The organism is Kutzneria chonburiensis, from assembly GCF_028622115.1.
Classification (GTDB): domain Bacteria; phylum Actinomycetota; class Actinomycetes; order Mycobacteriales; family Pseudonocardiaceae; genus Kutzneria; species Kutzneria chonburiensis.
On sequence record NZ_CP097263.1, the window covers coordinates 8,046,105 to 8,064,273 of the forward strand.

At 64.4% G+C, this 18,169-nt stretch carries 19 protein-coding genes and 1 pseudogene; 6 read left to right on the top strand and 14 right to left on the bottom strand.

Annotation, left to right across the window (positions count from 1 at the left end; all coding sequences use genetic code 11):
* Nucleotides 1–38 precede the first annotated feature (38 nt).
* The 5 genes from M3Q35_RS37390 (at nucleotide 39) to M3Q35_RS37410 (ending at nucleotide 5,572) form a co-directional block, all read left to right on the top strand.
* The gene (locus M3Q35_RS37390) at nucleotides 39–1,349 is read left to right on the top strand and encodes an amidohydrolase (protein WP_273937263.1); all 1,311 of its coding nucleotides are present in this window, start codon (nucleotides 39–41) and stop codon (nucleotides 1,347–1,349) included.
* Entirely contained in the window at nucleotides 1,255–2,775 is a 1,521-nt protein-coding gene (locus tag M3Q35_RS37395; RefSeq protein WP_273944622.1) for a recombinase family protein, read from the top strand. The genes M3Q35_RS37390 and M3Q35_RS37395 overlap by 95 nt, the downstream gene beginning before the upstream one ends.
* A 98-nt stretch (nucleotides 2,776–2,873) precedes the next feature.
* On the top strand, nucleotides 2,874–4,502 hold the full coding sequence (locus tag M3Q35_RS37400; RefSeq protein ID WP_273937264.1) for a hypothetical protein: 1,629 nt from the start codon (nucleotides 2,874–2,876) through the stop codon (nucleotides 4,500–4,502).
* Between the two features lie 175 nt (nucleotides 4,503–4,677).
* Complete coding sequence (locus M3Q35_RS37405; protein ID WP_273937265.1) at nucleotides 4,678–5,154, top strand: hypothetical protein; 477 nt, start codon at nucleotides 4,678–4,680, stop codon at nucleotides 5,152–5,154.
* A 172-nt stretch (nucleotides 5,155–5,326) separates the two neighbouring features.
* On the top strand, nucleotides 5,327–5,572 hold the full coding sequence (locus M3Q35_RS37410) for a hypothetical protein (RefSeq protein WP_273937267.1): 246 nt from the start codon (nucleotides 5,327–5,329) through the stop codon (nucleotides 5,570–5,572).
* Between the two features lie 158 nt (nucleotides 5,573–5,730).
* Here the strand turns inward: M3Q35_RS37410 and M3Q35_RS49010 are convergent.
* A pseudogene (locus M3Q35_RS49010) lies at nucleotides 5,731–5,943 on the bottom strand (holin); the annotation flags it as partial.
* A gap of 57 nt (nucleotides 5,944–6,000) precedes the next feature.
* Between M3Q35_RS49010 and M3Q35_RS37415 the strand changes: the two are divergent.
* On the top strand, nucleotides 6,001–6,429 hold the full coding sequence (locus tag M3Q35_RS37415; RefSeq protein WP_273937268.1) for a hypothetical protein: 429 nt from the start codon (nucleotides 6,001–6,003) through the stop codon (nucleotides 6,427–6,429).
* A 64-nt stretch (nucleotides 6,430–6,493) separates the two neighbouring features.
* On the opposite strand, the gene M3Q35_RS37420 is transcribed toward M3Q35_RS37415, so the two are convergent.
* Genes M3Q35_RS37420 through M3Q35_RS37480 form a run of 13 tightly spaced genes read right to left on the bottom strand, consistent with a single transcriptional unit; the run spans nucleotide 6,494 to nucleotide 18,149 of the window.
* Nucleotides 6,494–7,732 (bottom strand): hypothetical protein, encoded by a 1,239-nt coding sequence (locus M3Q35_RS37420; RefSeq protein WP_273937270.1) that lies wholly within the window; start codon nucleotides 7,730–7,732, stop codon nucleotides 6,494–6,496.
* Nucleotides 7,733–7,743: 11 nt separating this feature from the next.
* Nucleotides 7,744–8,823 carry a hypothetical protein gene (locus M3Q35_RS37425; RefSeq protein WP_273937271.1) on the bottom strand — a complete coding sequence of 360 codons (1,080 nt, stop codon included), beginning with the start codon at nucleotides 8,821–8,823 and terminating at the stop codon, nucleotides 7,744–7,746.
* Between the two features lie 14 nt (nucleotides 8,824–8,837).
* Nucleotides 8,838–9,773: a phage tail family protein gene (locus M3Q35_RS37430; protein ID WP_273937272.1), complete on the bottom strand. Its 936-nt coding sequence runs from the start codon at nucleotides 9,771–9,773 to the stop codon at nucleotides 8,838–8,840.
* A gap of 22 nt (nucleotides 9,774–9,795) precedes the next feature.
* Nucleotides 9,796–12,717, bottom strand: coding sequence for a tape measure protein (locus M3Q35_RS37435; RefSeq protein ID WP_273937273.1), 2,922 nt, complete (start codon nucleotides 12,715–12,717; stop codon nucleotides 9,796–9,798).
* Nucleotides 12,717–13,127 carry a hypothetical protein gene (locus tag M3Q35_RS37440; protein ID WP_273937274.1) on the bottom strand — a complete coding sequence of 137 codons (411 nt, stop codon included), beginning with the start codon at nucleotides 13,125–13,127 and terminating at the stop codon, nucleotides 12,717–12,719. Before M3Q35_RS37440 ends, M3Q35_RS37435 begins: the two co-directional genes overlap by 1 nt.
* Nucleotides 13,124–13,438: a hypothetical protein gene (locus tag M3Q35_RS37445; protein ID WP_273937275.1), complete on the bottom strand. Its 315-nt coding sequence runs from the start codon at nucleotides 13,436–13,438 to the stop codon at nucleotides 13,124–13,126. The genes M3Q35_RS37440 and M3Q35_RS37445 overlap by 4 nt, the downstream gene beginning before the upstream one ends.
* A gap of 34 nt (nucleotides 13,439–13,472) precedes the next feature.
* Complete coding sequence (locus M3Q35_RS37450) at nucleotides 13,473–14,120, bottom strand: phage tail tube protein (RefSeq protein ID WP_273937276.1); 648 nt, start codon at nucleotides 14,118–14,120, stop codon at nucleotides 13,473–13,475.
* Nucleotides 14,121–14,173: 53 nt separating this feature from the next.
* Nucleotides 14,174–15,607 (bottom strand): phage tail tube protein, encoded by a 1,434-nt coding sequence (locus tag M3Q35_RS37455; protein ID WP_273937277.1) that lies wholly within the window; start codon nucleotides 15,605–15,607, stop codon nucleotides 14,174–14,176.
* Nucleotides 15,607–16,038, bottom strand: a complete 432-nt coding sequence (locus M3Q35_RS37460) for a hypothetical protein (protein ID WP_273937278.1) — start codon at nucleotides 16,036–16,038, stop codon at nucleotides 15,607–15,609. Before M3Q35_RS37460 ends, M3Q35_RS37455 begins: the two co-directional genes overlap by 1 nt.
* Nucleotides 16,035–16,331, bottom strand: coding sequence for a hypothetical protein (locus tag M3Q35_RS37465; protein WP_273937279.1), 297 nt, complete (start codon nucleotides 16,329–16,331; stop codon nucleotides 16,035–16,037). Before M3Q35_RS37465 ends, M3Q35_RS37460 begins: the two co-directional genes overlap by 4 nt.
* A complete protein-coding gene (locus M3Q35_RS37470; RefSeq protein ID WP_273937280.1) occupies nucleotides 16,331–16,684 on the bottom strand; it encodes a head-tail adaptor protein in 354 nt (117 codons plus the stop codon). Before M3Q35_RS37470 ends, M3Q35_RS37465 begins: the two co-directional genes overlap by 1 nt.
* A complete protein-coding gene (locus M3Q35_RS37475) occupies nucleotides 16,681–17,106 on the bottom strand; it encodes a hypothetical protein (protein ID WP_273937281.1) in 426 nt (141 codons plus the stop codon). Before M3Q35_RS37475 ends, M3Q35_RS37470 begins: the two co-directional genes overlap by 4 nt.
* Nucleotides 17,103–18,149, bottom strand: a complete 1,047-nt coding sequence (locus M3Q35_RS37480; protein ID WP_273937282.1) for a phage major capsid protein — start codon at nucleotides 18,147–18,149, stop codon at nucleotides 17,103–17,105. The genes M3Q35_RS37475 and M3Q35_RS37480 overlap by 4 nt, the downstream gene beginning before the upstream one ends.
* Nucleotides 18,150–18,169: the final 20 nt, after the last annotated feature.

Here is an 18,169-nt window from a genome sequence, read left to right on the forward strand (position 1 = left end):
CCTGGTTTCGCCGCCGGAGACCGTTAGCATTGCGAACCATGAACGTGGCGATCACAGGCGGATACGTGGTGCCGGTCGACGGCGAACCCATCGACGGCGGAACAGTCCTGATCATCGACGGGCGGATCGCCGCCGTCGGCCCCGATGCCGACGTCGACGTGCCCGACGAGGTCGAGGTGGTCGACGCGGCCGGCGCCTGGGTGCTGCCCGGCTTCGTCGAGGCGCACGGCCACCTCGGCGTGTCCGAGGAGGCCGAGGGCTGGGCCGGCGAGGACACCAACGAGATGACCGACCCGGTCGGCGCCCGGTTCCGCGCGCTGGACGGCATCAACCCGGGCGACCTGGCCTTCGCCGACGCGCTGTCCGGCGGCGTCACCACCGCGGTGATCAAGCCCGGCTCCGGCAACCCGATCGGCGGCCAGACCGTGGCCGTGAAGTGCTGGGGCCGCACCGTGGACGAGATGGTGCTGCGCGAGCCGGTCAGCGTGAAGAGCGCGCTGGGCGAGAACCCCAAGCGGGTGTACGGCGACAAGAAGGTCACCCCGAGCACCCGGCTCGGCGTGGCCGCGGTGATCCGCCAGGCGCTGACCAAGGCCCAGGACTACAAGGCCAAGCGGGACGCGGCGGCGGCCGACGGCAAGCCGTTCGAGCGGGACGCCGACAACGAGATCCTGGTCAAGGTGCTGGACCGCGAGCTGCCGTGGTGCCAGCACACGCACCGGGCCGACGACGTGGCCACGGCGATCCGGCTGGCCGAGGAGTTCGGCTACCGGCTGGTCATCAACCACGGCACCGAGGCCCACCTGATCGCCGACCTGGTGGCCGAGAAGAACATCCCGGTGATCATCGGCCCGCTGTTCACCAGCCGCTCCAAGGTCGAGCTGCGCAACCGCTCGCTGCGCAACCCCGGCATCCTGGCCAGGGCCGGCGTGGAACTGGCGATCATGACCGACCACCCGGTGGTGCCCATCCACTTCCTGGTGCACCAGGCGACGTTGGCCGTGAAGGAGGGCCTGGACAGCGACACCGCGCTGCGCGCGATCACCGCCAACCCGGCCCGAATCCTCGGCCTTGACGACCGTGTCGGCTCTTTGAAGCCCGGCCTGGACGGCGATGTCGTCATCTGGTCCGGTGACCCGTTGGTGATAGATTCACAACATGCAAGAACGACAGCCTGGACCCCTAAACCGACAGCTCAGGGCCATCGTAGGTGCCCGAGTCAGCGTGCTGCGTGGCGACGAGAAGGTTTCGCACATCGCTCAGCACGAGACGGGTACCCGCAAGGCCGAGGAGATGGGGGCACGGATCGTCGGCACGTTCGAGGACTTGGACGTCTCGGCAACCGTTAGCCCCTTCCAGCGTCCCGACCTTGGGCCGTGGCTTGACGACAAGCAACGGGGCTCGGAGTGGGACGTGATCATCTGGTCGAAGATTGACCGTGGGTTTCGAGACCCCGGTGATGCTGTCGATGTCGCTCGGTGGTGCGAAAAGCGGCAGCGGGTAATGGTCCTTGTTGACGATGGCATCACCCTTGACTTCCGTCCGGAAGCCGATCCCATGCTTCGCATGATGGCCGAGATGTTCCTACTCATGGGCAGCATGTTCGCCAAGTGGGAATTGCGCCGATTTCAGAGCCGGACGCGGGACGCGCACTCAGTGCTGCGGCACACCGATCGAATAGCTACTGCGACGCCAGATGGGTTTATGTCAATCCCGCATCCCAGTGGCAAAGGTAGGGGACTGGCGCAGGATCCCGCGCGTCAGGCTGTGCTACATCAGATTGCAAAGTTCCTCGTTGACGAGGGGAAGAGTTTCAACTGGATCACAAACTGGCTTAATGCTGAAGGGGTGGAGACGCATCGGGACTACCGGCGTGCACCTGATAAGAAGCGTGGGGACAAGTGGATAATTAACCAGACGATCCGTCTTATGGAAACACCTGCTACGCAAGGGTGGAAGACCGGACCTCGGCAGGATAAAAACCGCGATGTTCCGACGCTGCGACTGGATGAAATGGGCAACCCGATTAAGATGGCGGAGCCCACGTTCACTCCCGAGCGCTGGCAAGAGATCCAGACGGCAGTAGCAATGCGGCGTCTGGGAACTAACGTTCGAACCTACGGGACGTCTCCTCTCCTGGGTGTTGCCGTGTGTGGATTGTGTGACTCTAACGCGAGTCGAAAGAGCTACACGCGTACAAAGCCGGATGGTGAAGAGGTTACCTACGCGTATTATGCGTGCGCTGCTCGTCCGGGCCCTCCCTGTGCTGGAGTTTCTATGAAGGACGCGAAAGCAGAGGCGCTTCTACAGCAGACTTTCCTTGAGAAACGTGGAGAGCGGCGTGTTAAGGTCAGGATCTTCGTCCCTGGCGCGGACCACACCGAGGAACTGGATCGAACGATTCGGATTATTGACCAGCTCCGGGGAGACCGGGAGATGGGCCTCATTGTCGGCGAACAGGACGAGCGTCGATATCGGGATCAGATGAGAGCACTGCTTGCTAGGCGAACTGAACTGGAGAAGGAGCCGTACCGCGCGGCGGGCTATCGACTTGAGGAGACTGATCAGACGTACGCCGATGTGTGGGCAAAGTCTGACACCGAGGGGCGGCGTAAGCTTCTGATTGATGCAGGTGTGACCTTCAAAATTTACTCCACCGATGTGTGGGAGATCCTCATCGATGAGAAGAAGGCCCAGGAAGGGCTTGGCAATTTCGCCGAGCCGGAAGAGTTGGGCGCAGCTGAGCAAGTTGTTGAATCTGATACTACTTCGTAGTAGGTAAGTTTGTATGCTACTATCGCCGCAACAAAGAAATGCACTTCCCGTGTGAGTTGTGGTCACTGTCATGTTCGATGAAAAACAAGCGAGAGGCTGTGGCAATGCAGGCGGTTGAACAGCCCGAAGGGCGTCCCTATCCAGAAAAGGAGGTGTTCCACGGGATCGTCGGCAAGATCGTGAAGCACGTCGCGCCGACCACTGAAGCCGACATCATGGGAATGGTCGGAAGCCTGCTCACGGGGTTCAGTGCGGTCGTGGGCTCCGGGCCGCACTTGATGATCGGTCGGGAGCGACACCGGGTCAACGTCTGGACGCTGCTCATGGGCGGTACAGGCAACGGAAAGAAGGGCACGGCGACCACCGCCGTGAGCGACTTCCTCAAGGCCCTAGATGAGGGGTTCTGGCAGGACCGCAGGGTGACCAGCCTGTCTACGGGCGAAGGTCTGATCTACGCTGTGCGTGATGCCAGCGGGTTTGAGGCGGACTTTCAACTTGACGACGGTATGCAGATCATCATGGGCAAGGAGCCCGACCCGGGCGTGGTTGACAAGAGGCTTCTTGTCATCTCCTCCGAATTCGGCTCCATCATGGCCAAGGGCGGAACTCTGGGGAACGTGCTCCGGGACGCTTGGGACGGCTCGGACCTCGCACTGATCACCAAGGAGAAGGCAAAGCGGGCGACCGCTCCGCACATCTCGGTTCTTGGCCACATCACGCCGGAGGAGTTCGGCGACCGGCTCAAGAACAGGGACATGGCCGGCGGTACCTACAACCGGTTTCTTCCTCTTTTCGTGCATCGCTCGCAAGAGGTGCCGTGGCCGGAGTACTCGGCAGCGTGGGAGGTGGAGGCCCAGAACCTCGCCGCCGAGCTGGCCGACGCCGCGCGGGCCGCCCGTAAGGTCGAGCGCATCGAACTCGGCGACGCCGCGAAGCGGACGTGGGGCGGCGGCATGTACCAAGAGATGTCCGCCGTGGATGAGAACGATCCGGAGATGCTACAACAGTTCACCAGTCGGCGGGCCGCTCATACGCTGCGGGTCGCCGCCGCGTACGCCTTGATGAACAAGCGGAAGTCCATCACTAAGGCCGATCTCCTCGCCGCCCGGGCAGTCGTGATGTACGCCTTCGACTCTGCTCGGTACATTACGAAGAAGCTCGCTCCGGCCAAGGACCGCAGTTGGGAGAGCGCCAAGGAGACCCTGACCGCACATCTGCGCTCCGTCGCGCCGAACGGGATGAACAGGACCACCTGTATGCGGGTGCTCAAGAACAACTTCTCAACCGATGCGGTGTCCGACCTTATCGCCCAGATCGGCGCGGTGGAGAAGCGGGAACTGTCCGACGTGACCAAGCGTGTGACGACCATGGTCTACCTTGACGAAGCGCCGGAGAACGAAGAGAAGGGGCCTGACATGGCTGACTACGGCTACACCCGCAGAACACCGAACCAAGTGGACAAGTTGGAGGCTGCTGGGTGTGTGAAGGTGTTCGCGGACTACGCCGCGACATCGCCGGACATGAGGCTGAACCTCATGTCCTGCCTCGTGGAAATGGAGGCGGGTGACCGTCTGGTTATCTGCGAATTCACCGAGGTCAGTCGCCATGTTGGCACGGCGCGGGAAGTGCTGGAATGGCTGGACGTCCACGGGCAAGAGTTCGGTGTTTTGGACGAGCCGAAGTGGACGCTCGCCGAGGTGTTGGCATGGGTCCGGAGCTTCCCGTGACCGAATGACTCTTGACGAAGATGCGGAACTCTGCGATAAATGAGTTCCGCACGGCGAAGCCGGCGACCACAACCGAATAAAGCCGCTACGGGGTAGCGGAGCAGACCAATATGAAGGCTGCGACGGGTCATGGTGACCGGTCGTGGCCTTTCGTGTTTTTCAGGGAGGAACAGAAGTGGACGAGACCGAGGACGGCTCGATGACCGTGGGCGGGATCCACGTCGTGCGGATCCAGCCCCGGGAGCACCTGACCCAGTGGACGTTCAACGTGGGCGGGCCGGCGCGATTCCTCGTTCAGCTGAGGGCGGGGGCGAACAACCTCGTCGGTCACCTCGGCCGGCGGGGCAAGTGGGAGTACTCGCCGTTGAAGAACCTGCTTCCGGACGACGCCGACCGGCCCGCGCTGACGGTGGACGCCCCGGAGGTCAAGCAGGCCATCACGGAGTGGGTGCGGGAGCGGAAGGCGTGGTGGGCGGCCCACGAACATGGGCTCATCATCACGGGCGGCAATGGGGCCTGGTCGGCGATCTGCAAGGACCCGGAGTGCCTTCAGCGGTGGACCAGTGGCGACCAGCCGTGGGAGGACGTCCCGGAGGCGGTCCGGGAGCAGGTGCAGGCAGCACGCGCCATCATCAACTACCGGTCCGAATAGCCCAAGGAAACAGCGAGTGGTCCCCGGCCGATAGTCGGTCGGGAACCCTCCCCGCAGGAAGGTAGCTTGGCGACATGACGACCTACACGGCGACGGATGTCCAGACCGGCGAGGAGCACGCCTTCGTGACGCTGGATGGGCTGGCGGAGAGCTTGGGGGTGGTGCCTATCAGTTGGTCGGCGCTACCACGTCGCTGCCGGAATACCGCGACATTCAGGTGTTCAAGGACTTCACCGACGCTGAGACGTTGTGCGTGGTGCGGGTGAGCATCGAGACGTTGGGGGCGGTGTTGCCTCTTGGTGTCACCATCTTGGGCGAGTCGAAGCGTCAGCTGGGCCGGCACCTGAGCGATGTGCAGGCCCCGGCAGGTTCGGCGGGTGCGCGGCACTTGCTCTTTGCGTGGATGGATGCTGAATAGCCAGTTGGCGGCCGAGTCGTCCACCTGGGCCGGCCCCAATCGGTCCGGAACGACAGAAAGCCCCCGTCCGGCGGGATGCCAGACGGGGGCTTTGTTCAGCGAGCTAGCTCGTTGCGTTGCGCGTTTCCGTTATCTGCCAACGGAAAACGGCCGCCAGGTTAGTCCTTTGGGGCGGGAGCCTTCAGGAGATCTGGGGTGCCGGGGGTGCCCGCGTTGGACGCGGCGACCGACGTCAGCACCGACAGAACAGCGGCCATGCCAGCCGCTGACAGCGCCGCAGGCCACGGCGCGTCCAGCAGGCCGACGCCGTTGGCACCGAGGACGGCCACAAGGGTCTGAGCGAAGGTGCGAACTGCACGATCGAGCGACTGAAGCCAAAAAGCTTAGACAGCAACGGAATTCCTCTCATGTAAGGGTACGGTGTGGGTATGACTGAAGGTGGGGAGCAGGAGACGGCCACGCCCGCGATGCGCCTTGGCTACGAACTGAACGTGGCACTGGTCGGTCACGAGATTGCGTCAATCGCTCGTCGGATGGACGCGGCGGCGGTGCGAAACGATGTCCGGCCGCTGCGTGAATTCAAGGAGCAGTTGGACGACGCCATCGAGGGAGTAGGCCACCTGGTCACGCCAGGTGCATGGCTGGCGGCGAAGGGTGCCGCTGCACCGGATGACGGTGACCCCGCACCGTCGCTTGATTCGTTGGCCCGGGAGATGTTCGCGTTGGCCAACCGTTGGCACGACGCCACGCAGGAGAAAGCCTTCGATGCGTTTGCCGTGCTTGGCCACGACCTCAACACGCTGGCGAAGCGCGTGGATCGTGCGGACCGGTCGGTCTGGGGAGACCCAGCCGAGTAACGCGTTTTGACCTTCTGTGCCCCGCTGCGCCCCGGACGCCATCGGCTCCGGGGCGCGCGTTGTCTCAGCCCGAGATGGTGGACCGGCGGGACCGCTCCAGGGCCAGCAGACGCCGATGCGTCCGCCGGAACTCTGCCGCCAGCGAGGGCGGCAGAATCGACAACGGCAGCGATGATGGGGACATCGAGAGCTTGATGACCTCTTGGCCGGGCTCGGTCAACTCCACGTCGATCTGGACGACCTTGAACGCGTCGGACAGCGCCAACGCTCCCGATGCTGCTTCCACGACGACCACGCGGCCGACCTGGATCTGATCGAATGAGGGGAAGCTGTCCGGATGCAGGGTGACCTCGGGCAGGACCACCGGCGTCACGCCCATGGATGTGATCAAATTTGCCTTGTCCTGCAACGTATTCAGATCACTGACGTCCGAATAGGACTCGGCATGGGCGAAGGGCGGGAACGTCTTCTCCATCACGCTGTTGGTGCTGCGGGCGATGAGCATGTCATCGCCTTCGCCGTCGCCCGTAGCGATCCCCCGAGTGGCCATTCCGGTTCCATCACCGCGAACCTGGCCGACCTCGCAGTTGTCGCCGTGCCGGAGGACGATGTCCGAGACCCAGCCCGTGTTCGGGTAGATCAACTGCACGTGGTTCTTCACGAACCACTCACCGAAGACAGCCGGTCGGCTCGGGTCGTTGTGCTGGCACCACTCGAAATCCACCCGGAAGTCAAAGCCATCGATTACGGCGGACAACTCGCTGACGATGTTGTCCAGATCCTTTGTCTCGTAACCGTTGTAGGTTCGGTCCCGGAGCCGGCCAGTGGCCGGGATGCGGTGCTGGGAGTTGAGGATCTGTGCGCCATGGATCACTGTGGACCCGCTCACGCGGTCCGGGGCCATGCCGTAGAAGCTCTGGACGTCGCCGAGCAGGCCGGCGAGGATCGACGCCTGGTCAACCTGCTGGTAGTCCTTGGTCTCCTGAAGGACCAAGCCTTTGACATACTCCCACAATCCTTGGCAGTCCAGGGAAAGCGTCTCCGCTGACAGGTCAGCGGTCCAGGTCGTCAGGATGCCGCCCCACACGGGAAAGCCGTTTCGCAGCACGTACACGCCGGCCCGCAAGGGCATCAGGAGCTCTTGCAGGTCGATCGCCGGATCCCAGCCGTGCAAGGGCGTGGTGAACGAGGCGGAGCCGGGAGCGGTGATCGTGACGGAGAACTTCAAGTCACTGCACGGAAGTTCCGCCACGGGCACGCCGGTTTTGAGGGCGGTGAACAGGACTCGGTACTGGACGTCCAACCCGCCCCCTTCTAGGCGTCGATGGCTGAGATCTGCTCCGCCAGGCCGGGCAGCAACAACCAGTTCGAATGGGAATCGATCGCGAAATCGCTTGTGGTGCCCCAGTTGGAGTTCTGAAGCTCCGCCTCGATGAGCGGTGCCTTGCCGGCGGGGATGGTGAGCACCGCGCCCATGGCCAAGGTGACTCCGGCGTCGTTGCCGTACCAGGTCGCCGTCAGGAACTGGCGCGGTGCGCCGGATTCCATCCTGGCGTACAGCGCGTATGTGGCGGCGTGCTCTTGGGCGTGCCAACCACTCCAGTGGAACACCAGGTGCCCTGTGCGGTCGAACGAGGCGGCCGGGATCCGGTAGCGGGAGAAGATGACGACAGCGGAGGGCGTGAGGTGGACCTGGCGCTCCTCGTCTCGGCTGAGGATCTGGGCACCCGCCGCGACCGGAGCCCAGGCGGAGGTGCCGCTGCTCCAGCGCCGGAAGAAGTGGCCGGTGGTGTCGTAGAGCAGCTCGTCCTCGTAGTGGCCCCGGCTGGCGGTCGCCGCCGTGGTGTTGAGCATGTTGGTCGTCTGCTGCCGGGCAAGCGGGCCGGTTCGCGACACCTGGCCCCAGTGGAGCCGGCCGCCGTTGTCGATTTGCGGTGTGGAGCTGCTGGACGACACAGTCACCTCCGCCAGGGCGACCTCCAGCGCCCCAGGGCGGGGCGGGACCGGATTGGCCGCCGGGACGCCTTTGAGGACGGCCACGAAGCAGCGGTGAGCGCCAGCGGCGTCAACTGAGTCCTCAGCCCGCAGGACGATGGTGTCGACACGGGCAAGCGCCGCGTCCGGGGCGTCCAAGGTCACCGACGCGCCCGCGCTCATGTCGGCCAGATACAAGTCCTCCACGTGCCCCTGAGCGGGGTCGCTGACGGGCAGCCAGGCTCGGCCCGGAGAGACCGACAGCGTGAAGCCGGCCGTGCCGGTGACCCACAGCTCCGAGCCGGCCGCGTTGATCACGCCGGGCCGATAGATCCCGGTCTCCAGCGCGTTGTAGACGCGGAACTGTTGGGCGGGGTAGTGACCAGACTGGCTGAAGTACAGAGTTCCGTCTGTGGCCAAGGAAAATCCCTTCTCTAGACCCAGGCGTCATGCCAACGGACCGTCATCCGGACGTCGGGGGTGTCCACGCCCGGCGGGCACACCGCCGCGAGGACGACCGTGTTCGGGCCGGGTTGCAAGTCAAAAAACAGCGACCCGGGGGAGAGCAGGTGAAACAGCGACTGGCCGGGATCGTCAGGACTGGTGGCCCAGGCCACCGAGCGTTGCCGGGTGTCGATCCGCAGGAACGTGCCGGCGGGCAACTGGTAGGAGTCCCGGATCTCCAGTCGTGCGTTCTGCCCTGGAGCAGACACGACGATTCCCGAGGCGGGGCCGTAGACCTCGATCACCGGGGCCGTGGAGGTCGATCCCGTTGTGTTGGCGATGATCGCCCGATTGACCACCGTTCCCGGCGGTGCGGCCGAGGCGAACGAGCGGACCGGCGTCGCGCCTTGGCTGAACGCCAGATCGAACCCGAGATCGAACGCCATGCCAGCGCCCGGAGGCAGTGGCGCCGCAGTGTCTACAGTGGACTCAGCGACGGAGTACAGCCGGGGATCTGTGGCGTACCACTCCACATCGACGGTGCCCAAGCCCCCGTAATAATCCTGATCGAGCTTGAGGGCGCGTTTGCGGACCCGCGCCGAGCACCACACCCACCCGTTGCCCACGCCGGGAATCTCAACCCGCAAGGGCTCCTCCCGGCCGCCGGAGGTCAGCGCGCCGACCAGGCGGGCGACGTCGGCCGCGAACGCCGCCCGGTCCTCGTTGAACACGAGCGCTGTCGCGTGGATCGTGCGCCCGCCAAGGTAGTCACGGCCGGGGACCTGGCCGTCCCGCTGAAGAAGCGTCAGGTCCCCGGACCGAACGTCAGGGGAATCCAGTAGACCGGTGATCTCCTGGAGGATGTACGGGGCTTCAGTGCCGATCCGGACCGAACGCCAGTACAGTCCCCAGTCCGGATCGGACACGGCCAGGCCGTGAGTCATGGGTCTACCTCCCTGAAACCTTGAGCTGCCAAGCGACCTCCCGGCCGATCTCGTACGGGTCGGCGTCCGTCTTGGCGTTGACGGTGATCTGCGGCGCGGGCCTGGCCGGCGTGGCGTCGGAGCGCTGCCGGTCCGGCGGAGCGACACGGCCGGCGGCACCGAGCTGCGTGCCGAAGTCGGTCAACGCCTGGTGCAGGTCGGTCGCCGTGTCGGTGAAGCTGGCGCTGCCGACCGAGCCGGAGAACGGAATCGCGCGGAACGTGCCGGGAGACACGTCCATCCGTGCCTGCAATTTCGGGCCGAATTGCGCCGAGTTCAGCATCGGTGTAACCTCTGCGGAAAGACCACGAAACGACGCGAACGGGTTGATCTTGCTCAGGAACCCGCCAATCGCACTCGCACCTTCAGAGATTTTCCCGACGAGCCAGCCAATTCCATCAATGACTTTCTGAACGACCGTCACAATGCCTTGCAGTGCTACGACCACCAGGCGAATTACCGGCTCCAGCAAGCGGAAGCCGAATGCGAGCGCTCCAGCCAAAATGCCGGCCAAAGTCGTGATCAACGGCATCAGTGGCTGAAGAACTGACGAGATCAGATCGAGCAAAATTTTCAGAATCGGCGTCACGGCGGGGAGCAGCGCGCCAAGGAACATTGCCGCCAAATTCGCCACAAGCCCGATGATCTGACCCACGGGGCCGAGAATCGGGGCCACGGCCAGAAGGAGCTGACCTAAAACGCCGACGATCAAAATCGCGGGCGGAAGCAGGGTCTGAAGCAAATTTGACGCGAATTTTACGACCAATTCGACGAGCGGGCTTAGTGCGCCGACAATGCTCCCGAAAAGATTTGCGATCGTCGGCAGAATGTTACCGAGTCCGCTGCCGCCGAGTATTCCGCCGAGCTTGGTCAGCGCCGGAAGCAAAGCAGACAGAATGCTTTCTCCGAAGCGCAGCGCCACGGGCACGATCGGTTCGAGGCTGTGAAACAGCGAAATCGCCAGCTGGACGATCTTCGGCAGGATCAGTCCGATTCCTTGAGCCAAGATCGAACCGAGCTGAGCCAGAATCGGAACGAGAATCGGACCCGCCTGATTCGCCACCTGAGCGAACACGCCGCCGACCTTTTCTAGAAGCGACGTGATCACCGGCAGAACAGGCTGTAGCGCCGAGGTCAGGGTATTCACCATCGACGACAGCGGCCCAGCCAAAGCGCCACCAATGGCGTTCGCCAACTGCTCGATCGAATTCCGGAACTGTTCATTGCTGAGCAGCGCAGTTCCGAGAAAGCCGATCAGCCCGAGCAGGCCCACCTTTCCGATTTGGAGCAACCGGCCGCCCATGTTCTCGGCGGCCGAGCCAAGCCGCTTCATCCCGCTCGCCGCGAGATCACAAGCGGAGGACAATCCGCGCGCTAGTGTCAGCTGCGCCGATTGCGCCGCTGACTTCAGTCGGTCCAGTCCGGAGATCGCCGCAAGCTTGATCGCCGTTCCGAAATTGGTGATCGTGTCGCCGGCTCGGGCCAGGCCGGCCCGGAACTGGACCGCCGACCGCAGGCCCACCAGCTCGACCTGACGCGCGAAACTGCTGACGCCCTCCGAGGCCACGCGGGAGGCCACCCGGACGGCCTGAAAGGCGTCGGAGGCCAGCACATACGCACCGGTCCGCGCTGTGTCGAACCCCGACTTGAGGTTGATCAAACCCAGCCGGACCGCCGTGATCGGGGCCAGCACCGCCTGACCGGCGGAATTCACCGCCCGAAACGCGGTGTCAATTCCTCGGGCCAACGCGACCGAGCTGGACGCGCCATCACGATTGATCGACACCCATTTCAGCAACGCGTTGCCGCCGCGCCCGAGAGAGCCGACCAGGTTTCCCAGGCTGCCGAAAAGCTTGCCGAACACGAGCAGAACTGGGCCGATCACTGCGGCAATCAGGCCGAGTGTCACCACCCACTTCTGAGTGGATGGGGTCAGGCGGGAGAACCAGTTCAACAGTGCGGTGAAACCATTCACCAGTGGTGTCATGAAGCGTTCGATGACGCCGGAATCGGCTACCCTCTTGATAGCCTCGTTGAGGCCCTGGAACGCCTTCACCAGCGCAGCGTTGTTCTGAATGATCGGCCCGGCGAACAACAGTTGGAGCTGGTTCTTCATAATGGCCAACTGGCCATTAAGGGTTTTTGAGTTGGCGACCGCGAAACCCGCCCACTGTGGATTAGTCGTCAGATACGCCATGAGCTTAGGCATGACGTCCGACGACAACAGCTTTCCCTGCTGCGACAGCTGCCGAAGCTGCGCCACCGATTTTCCGGTGGCATCCGCCATCAGTGTCCAACCATCAATTCCAGCTTCAGAAAGCTGAAGAAGCTCCTCCGCCTGGATTGAGGGTTTGGTGTACATCTGAACGATTGCCGTGGTCACTCGGTCGGCTGTCTCGCCGGCAATATGCAACTTTCCGACCAGGTTGCCGATCGCTTCTTGGACCTTGTCAACGGTGGCGATGTTTCCGTTGAAAATGCCCATCAAACGCATGGTTTGCTGAAGCATTGAGGTGAACGACTGACCCCAGGCGTTTGATCGGTTATAGACGTCTTGAATTAACCCGGACGCCGTCGCGGCCGTTAAACCGAACTGCTCGAACATGTTTCGGGCTTGGTCGATCGACTTCGCCGTCTCGATGCCCTCGCGGACCATTCCGCCGAGAGCGAGCGTCAACGGTGCGAACACCAACGACGCCTTAGCGCCGAACTCCGTGAACTTTTCGCCCACAGTGTTCAATGCGGCGGACACGCGCTGCGTCAGGGTCTGTTCGATCTGACCCGCTACCTGTTTGACGAGTTGGGCGCTGGCCCGCAAGAAGACAGATTCGTCACCCAGTTTGATTTCGACGAAGCCGGTCGCAATCTTATAGCCGTGACCGGCCACTATCGAATCCTTCCGCTGCCGCCGAGTCGTTCAATGAGGGACGCCAAACCGCGCCCGGCTCCCGGCGGCTTGGACACGCCAGGGCGGGGAATCGGCTGGGGCTGGGGAACCGGGTTGGAATCCGCGCCGTGCGCCTGGAGCAGCGCGCCGAGCAGGTAGTTGGTCGCCTGCTGGCTCTCCAGCAGCGACGCGGCCAGGTGCATCTCCGGCGACCACGGAAGCTGATCGGACTCGCCCCGCAAGGCGGTCATGGTGTGGGAATGGACCGGGAGCCGCTGCACGAGCGCGATGAACCGCCCCCACGGGAGCGCGGCCGAACCGACCCGCCGAACATCGATCCCGTAGTGGGACAGGAAATCAGCGTCGACTTCGGCCGCGTGCTCCCGGAGCAGACTCGCGGCCCCGATCATTCCCCCGGCGTCACGCCCTGGTCCTCGGCCACCGCGCCGATCACCAGGAACAGATCCATCGCCCGGCCGCCGGCCCGCTTGAACCGCTCGTAGTCCGCGCCCAGGACGATGCGGGCGATGGCCACGATCGAACGGACGTCAGGCTGGCCTTCCCCGGAGGGCATCAGCTCCAGCGCCTCGTCCGGCCACAGCTCCACAGACGGGAGCGAGAAGTCTTCCCCGCCAACCGAAAACTCGATTTCCGGGCTGGCCTCGATGAGGGTCTTACGCAGGGTCTCAATGCGAAGCCTGGACTTGTTCGGCTTGCTCACAGGTGGTGCCTCTCTGGGTCGTGCGGAAGGAAGATCAGGACGTCTTCGGGGCCAGCAGCTCGTCATTGCTGATGAGCGTCACCAGGTCGTTCGCGGTGCCCAGGGCCTTGATGGTGATGCCCCACTCGACCGCGTCCGAGGACTTGAACTTGGGGGACTCCAGGTCGGTCACCTGGGAGGCGGGCAGGATGATGCGATAGACCCTTTCCGTTGTGCCATCGGAAAGAACTCCGTCGCGGAACTCGAAGACGGTGATCATCCTGCGGCGCGCGACCCGCGCGCCCACGCTGAGCTTGTAGACCGCACTGGACGCGACCTTGACGACCGGTGCGCCGTAGAACAGCTCCAGCGTGGGGCGGTTGGTCTCTAGCGACGACAGCTTGAACGAGGCGTCACGCGCCTTGATCACGGTGCGGACCACACCGCCCTGCCACGAGCTGATGTCCTCGGTGCTGTCCTTGAACTCGTGCTCCACCGCGTCATCGGTGAGGAACCCGAGGTGGGCGAACCCACCATTGGCCGGGTCGATCAGGTTCTTTGTCGGGTCCTCAATGGACTTCTGCAACGTCGGGTACTTGGTGCCGCTCGGGTCGTCGACATACATCAGCGAACCCGTGGTGGCGACCCGGACCGCCGTGCCGTCGAAGTCGTAGGCGGTCCCCGGCGGGGTGGGGTTGGTCATGCGGAAGTGCCTCCAGACAAAGGGGATCCCGCGACAGCGGGTGAGAAGCGCGGTCACACCGCCGGAGCGGTGACCTTCACGCGTGGAGAGTCCACAGGGGACAGATCGGACGCCGTTGGCGCCCTGACGAAAACGTCGTAGGAGGAGCCCGGCGGGAACATGTCCGGCAGCGGACCCGACCACGTGAACACCTCGGGTTGGGTGCTGCCCAGCAGCTGGGCGCGGTTGTCCGTGGTGGCGTACACCTGGTATCCGGACTCCGGGTAGGCGTCGTCCACCGCGCTCCAGTCAACGGTGATCGTCCGACCGGTCATGGTCGGGACGCCGAGGACGTGGGGCGGGTTGTAGCTGGTCGTGGCGAACCAGACTTCCGTGCTGTCCTGCGACACCCCCGGGCCGGCCGCCTCGATCTGGACGGCGAGTACCGTGCCGTGCGGATAAACCGTCTGATCGATGTCGAACTGCACCGCGCCCAGCCCGGTCGTGGTGAACATCGACTTTTCGGTGTCGCTGCCGTCGCTGACCTTCCACATCCAGAACACCCACTGCTCAATGAGCGGGCTGGGCGTGGCTGACCACTGGACCGTCAGCGTGGGGCCGGACTGCGAGATGTTGGTGACCGAGGCACGTTCCGGCAGCGGGTACACGGTGAAGGTCTGGGTGGCCGGGGCGGACGTGTCGTCGCCGAGCTGCTGGACGGCGGTCACCGTGATCGGCCCGCCGGTCGGCAGGGCGGTGATGTCCTGCGCCCACCAGGTCCCATCGGTGGGGCTCACGACGCAGGTGTCTTGCAGGCCGGCCGAGGTGGTGACCAGGACCCTGCCGCCCCGCATCCCCAGGCCGCCGATCGTGCCGTCCGGACGGACCAGGCCGGTAGCGGCGTCCGGCTCGGGGAACAGGATCAGCGGCGGCGACACGCGGTCCAGGCCGTCCGTGACGGACGGATCGTTCGTCGTCCAGGTCGCCAGGTAGCCGGCGGTGTCCACGGCAGTGAACGAGATGCCCCAGGCCGACACAGAGCCGGGGTTGAACTTCGGTGGCGTCAGAGCCCCGACCCGAGCCGAAGGCACGATCAGCCGCCATACCGTCCCGTCGTCGTCGAAGACGTCGTACACGACGGTGTAGCCGGGCCTCCTAGTGTAGCCGTTGGTGATTCGCATCGAGCCGGCCTGGACGTTGCCGGTGAAGTCGGAGCCGTAGAACAGGCCCACGACATCCCGGTTCGACTCCAGAGCCGTGAACGTCATCTTCAGCGACCGGCCCCGGATGATCGTGGACACGGTGCCCCGGCTCCACGTCACGATCTCTTTGACGTCCTCGGACCACTCGTGCTCGAAGCCGTCATCCGACAAGTAGCCCAGCGCGATGAGCGGATCGGGTACGGGCAAGGAGACGTCCAGCAGCTGAGCCGACTCCAACGCCGAAAGCGGTTCGGCCGTGACGTACACCTGGCCGACCACGCCCATACGGACAGCGCTGGGTTCCACTAGCTCACCTCCAGGGCGCGCATGTAGACGGCTACTGTGGAAATCCATCGGTGCTCAGCGCTGACGGGATCCGGAAAATATTGAGGACCGGACTCGATGAACGTCTTGGTGATGCGGGGAAGCCGGCTGCCGTCCGGGGCCGTCAACGTCAGGTTGAGGGTGGGGGCCCACAGCAGCCAGCCGAGCGCGGCTTGTAGCGCGTCCTGGGCCAGGCCCCGGTCCACGCACCACGATTCGATGCTGAACCGGGCGTAGTCGATGGCGGGATACCTGACGTTGCCGCCGTAGCGGCGAACCACGATGTAGGGATTTCGGGGCTGCGACTCGGGAAAGTCGGTCCCGCAGTCACCGAGCCCCAAACCCATCTTCAACCGCAGGAACGTCAACACGGACGCCTCGGCGTCCCCGAACATGACGGGCGGCGGGATCACTCGATCACCGACTCCAGTGCGGAGGACATCGTCTTGTGGGCCGGCGTGTGCTTGGTGCCCCATTCGATGTGCGCTGCCGCGTCGTCGTCGTTGGCCACGTAGATGACCGGGCTACCTTGCTGCTGCCGGCCGCCGTGCACCCGGAACTTCGAGGCGTACTCGCCCGTCTGCTCGGGGGCGGTCGCCTCCGCTCGCTCCTTGATCTGGTTGGCCTTGAGCGCCAACACCGCGTACGCCTCCGGGCTTTGGGTGATCGACCGGTAGGCGTTCGGGTCCAGCTCGATCCTCGCCATCAGGGCCAGCCCTCCACTTCCGTGAGACGAACGGTCAGGTGATGCACTCCGCCCAGCCCGTTGCGGGGCTGGACGCCTTCGACGTCGTAGCCGTGCCGCCGGCCCGTGTAGTCGGTGAACGTGACCCGGCAGTTGTGATCGATCGCGACCGAGGCGGGCAGGATCAGAAACCATGTCCCGACCTCGGTGTTCCTGTCTTTCTCCACTTCGCGGACGGCGCTCTCATACAGTCGGCCGCGAGCGGAAACCGTTGCGGGAGCGGAGAAGTCAGGGATGCGGTTGCCGTAGCGGTCGGATGTCCACGTGGGGTGGAGGATCTGGACCGTGGAGTTGAGCAGGTAGGCGGGGATCACCGGTAGGTGTCCCATCCCCGCCAGGCGATCGGGCTCCACATGGTCCGATCGGTGTCCTCGATGCCGTCGGTGACGCGGACCGAGGTCACGGGCGGATGGCCGGTGGCCAGGCCCAACAGCTCGATCTCGGCGGAGGTCAGCGCCATCCCGGCGACGGAGCCGGAGGACCGTCGATACGAGTAGTCGCCGACCGACTCTGACGTGATCCCCAAGGGGTTGCTGAAGCACCGCAACGCCACCGAGAGGCACACCAACCGGACAGCGTCCGGGACGGGCTGGGGGTCCTGGGTGAGCCAGCCCAGATGAGTGCGGATCAGCGTGGAGGCATCGGCTAGCAGCGCCTCCGCGCGGGGCCGTTCGGACTCGGCCGGAGCCGCCGGCAGCCGGGCTGTGAACTCGTCCCAGGTCGCGAAGGCCGTCACGTGGCCTTCGGGAATGTGACCGCGATGGAGAAGCCCCGCAGCTGCTTCGCCTGCGCCTGAAGGTCCACATAGGACGTGGTGTCCAGGTTCTTCATCACGGCCGCCGGGACGTCCAGAACCTCGCCGATCCCCATGTAGGTGTTGATCAGGGACCGGTCGGTCGCGACTTCGAAGTCATAATCGCGGATGTACCGGAGCGCCACACCGTTGGCGGACAACGAACTGGAGAACGGCGCACCCGCAGGGTTGGCCGGAGCCATGGTGATCAACTGGAGCGCGGAGCCGTGGAACGCGAAGAAAGCGTCCTCGGCCACAGCGTTCGAGCTGACCAGCGTGAAACCGTACAGACGGCCCAGCACAGCCTCAGTGAGCGCGGACGTGGTGCCCGCCTCGTCCATGCGGGTCAGGTGCGGGTCCGTGAGCAGAATGGACTCCAGCAGCGAGCCCAGCACGATGACCCGCCCGTTGGACGGAATGTTCTCGTCGTTGAACGCCTTCCGGACTCGCGCCAGGTGCCGGCGGATCGCCGCCGCCTGCTGCTCGATATCGGTGATCTTCGACAGATCCAGTGCCAGGGAAGCACTCTTCGGGTTCGCCGCGAACTTGGTTGCCATCGCGGCGGCAACCTCGTCCTCATACTGCTCTGCCAGAGCCCGAATCTGAGGGTCGATAACCTGGGTCGCGAACGAGGTGACGTCTAGCGTCATCATGGCGTCGCTCAGGTTGATTGCGGTGTAGAGGTTGGTGTCCAACCGAACCGGGATGGACCACTCGTTGAGGACGTTCCGCTTGTACTTGTCCGTGCCCCCGTTGGGGTTGGTCCGCATATCGCGCTTGTAGCTCTTGAGAACGGAAGGGCGCTTGATGTTGACCGTGTCGCCCAGAGCGCCCGAGAACTCGCCCTCGGCGTGCGTGTCGAAGAGACTGGGGAGAACGAGCTGCCGCAACAGCAGTGCGATCGCGGTAGCCGCGAACTTCGCGTCCTGCTTGAGTAGGCCGCCCTGGGTACGAGGGGCCGTGGGGTTGCCGTTGTACTCGGCCATGTAGCGGGAATCTCCTTGCT

What these genes read in the sequence shown, in the direction of transcription:
- M3Q35_RS37450 (WP_273937276.1), bottom strand. Translation starts at nt 14,120, where the DNA reads ATGACCAACCCCACCCCGCCGGGGACCGCCTACGACTTCGACGGCACG.
- M3Q35_RS37440 (WP_273937274.1), bottom strand. Translation starts at nt 13,127, where the DNA reads ATGATCGGGGCCGCGAGTCTGCTCCGGGAGCACGCGGCCGAAGTCGAC.
- M3Q35_RS37415 (WP_273937268.1), top strand. Translation starts at nt 6,001, where the DNA reads ATGACTGAAGGTGGGGAGCAGGAGACGGCCACGCCCGCGATGCGCCTT.
- M3Q35_RS37480 (WP_273937282.1), bottom strand. Translation starts at nt 18,149, where the DNA reads ATGGCCGAGTACAACGGCAACCCCACGGCCCCTCGTACCCAGGGCGGC.
- M3Q35_RS37465 (WP_273937279.1), bottom strand. Translation starts at nt 16,331, where the DNA reads ATGGCGAGGATCGAGCTGGACCCGAACGCCTACCGGTCGATCACCCAA.
- M3Q35_RS37390 (WP_273937263.1), top strand. Translation starts at nt 39, where the DNA reads ATGAACGTGGCGATCACAGGCGGATACGTGGTGCCGGTCGACGGCGAA.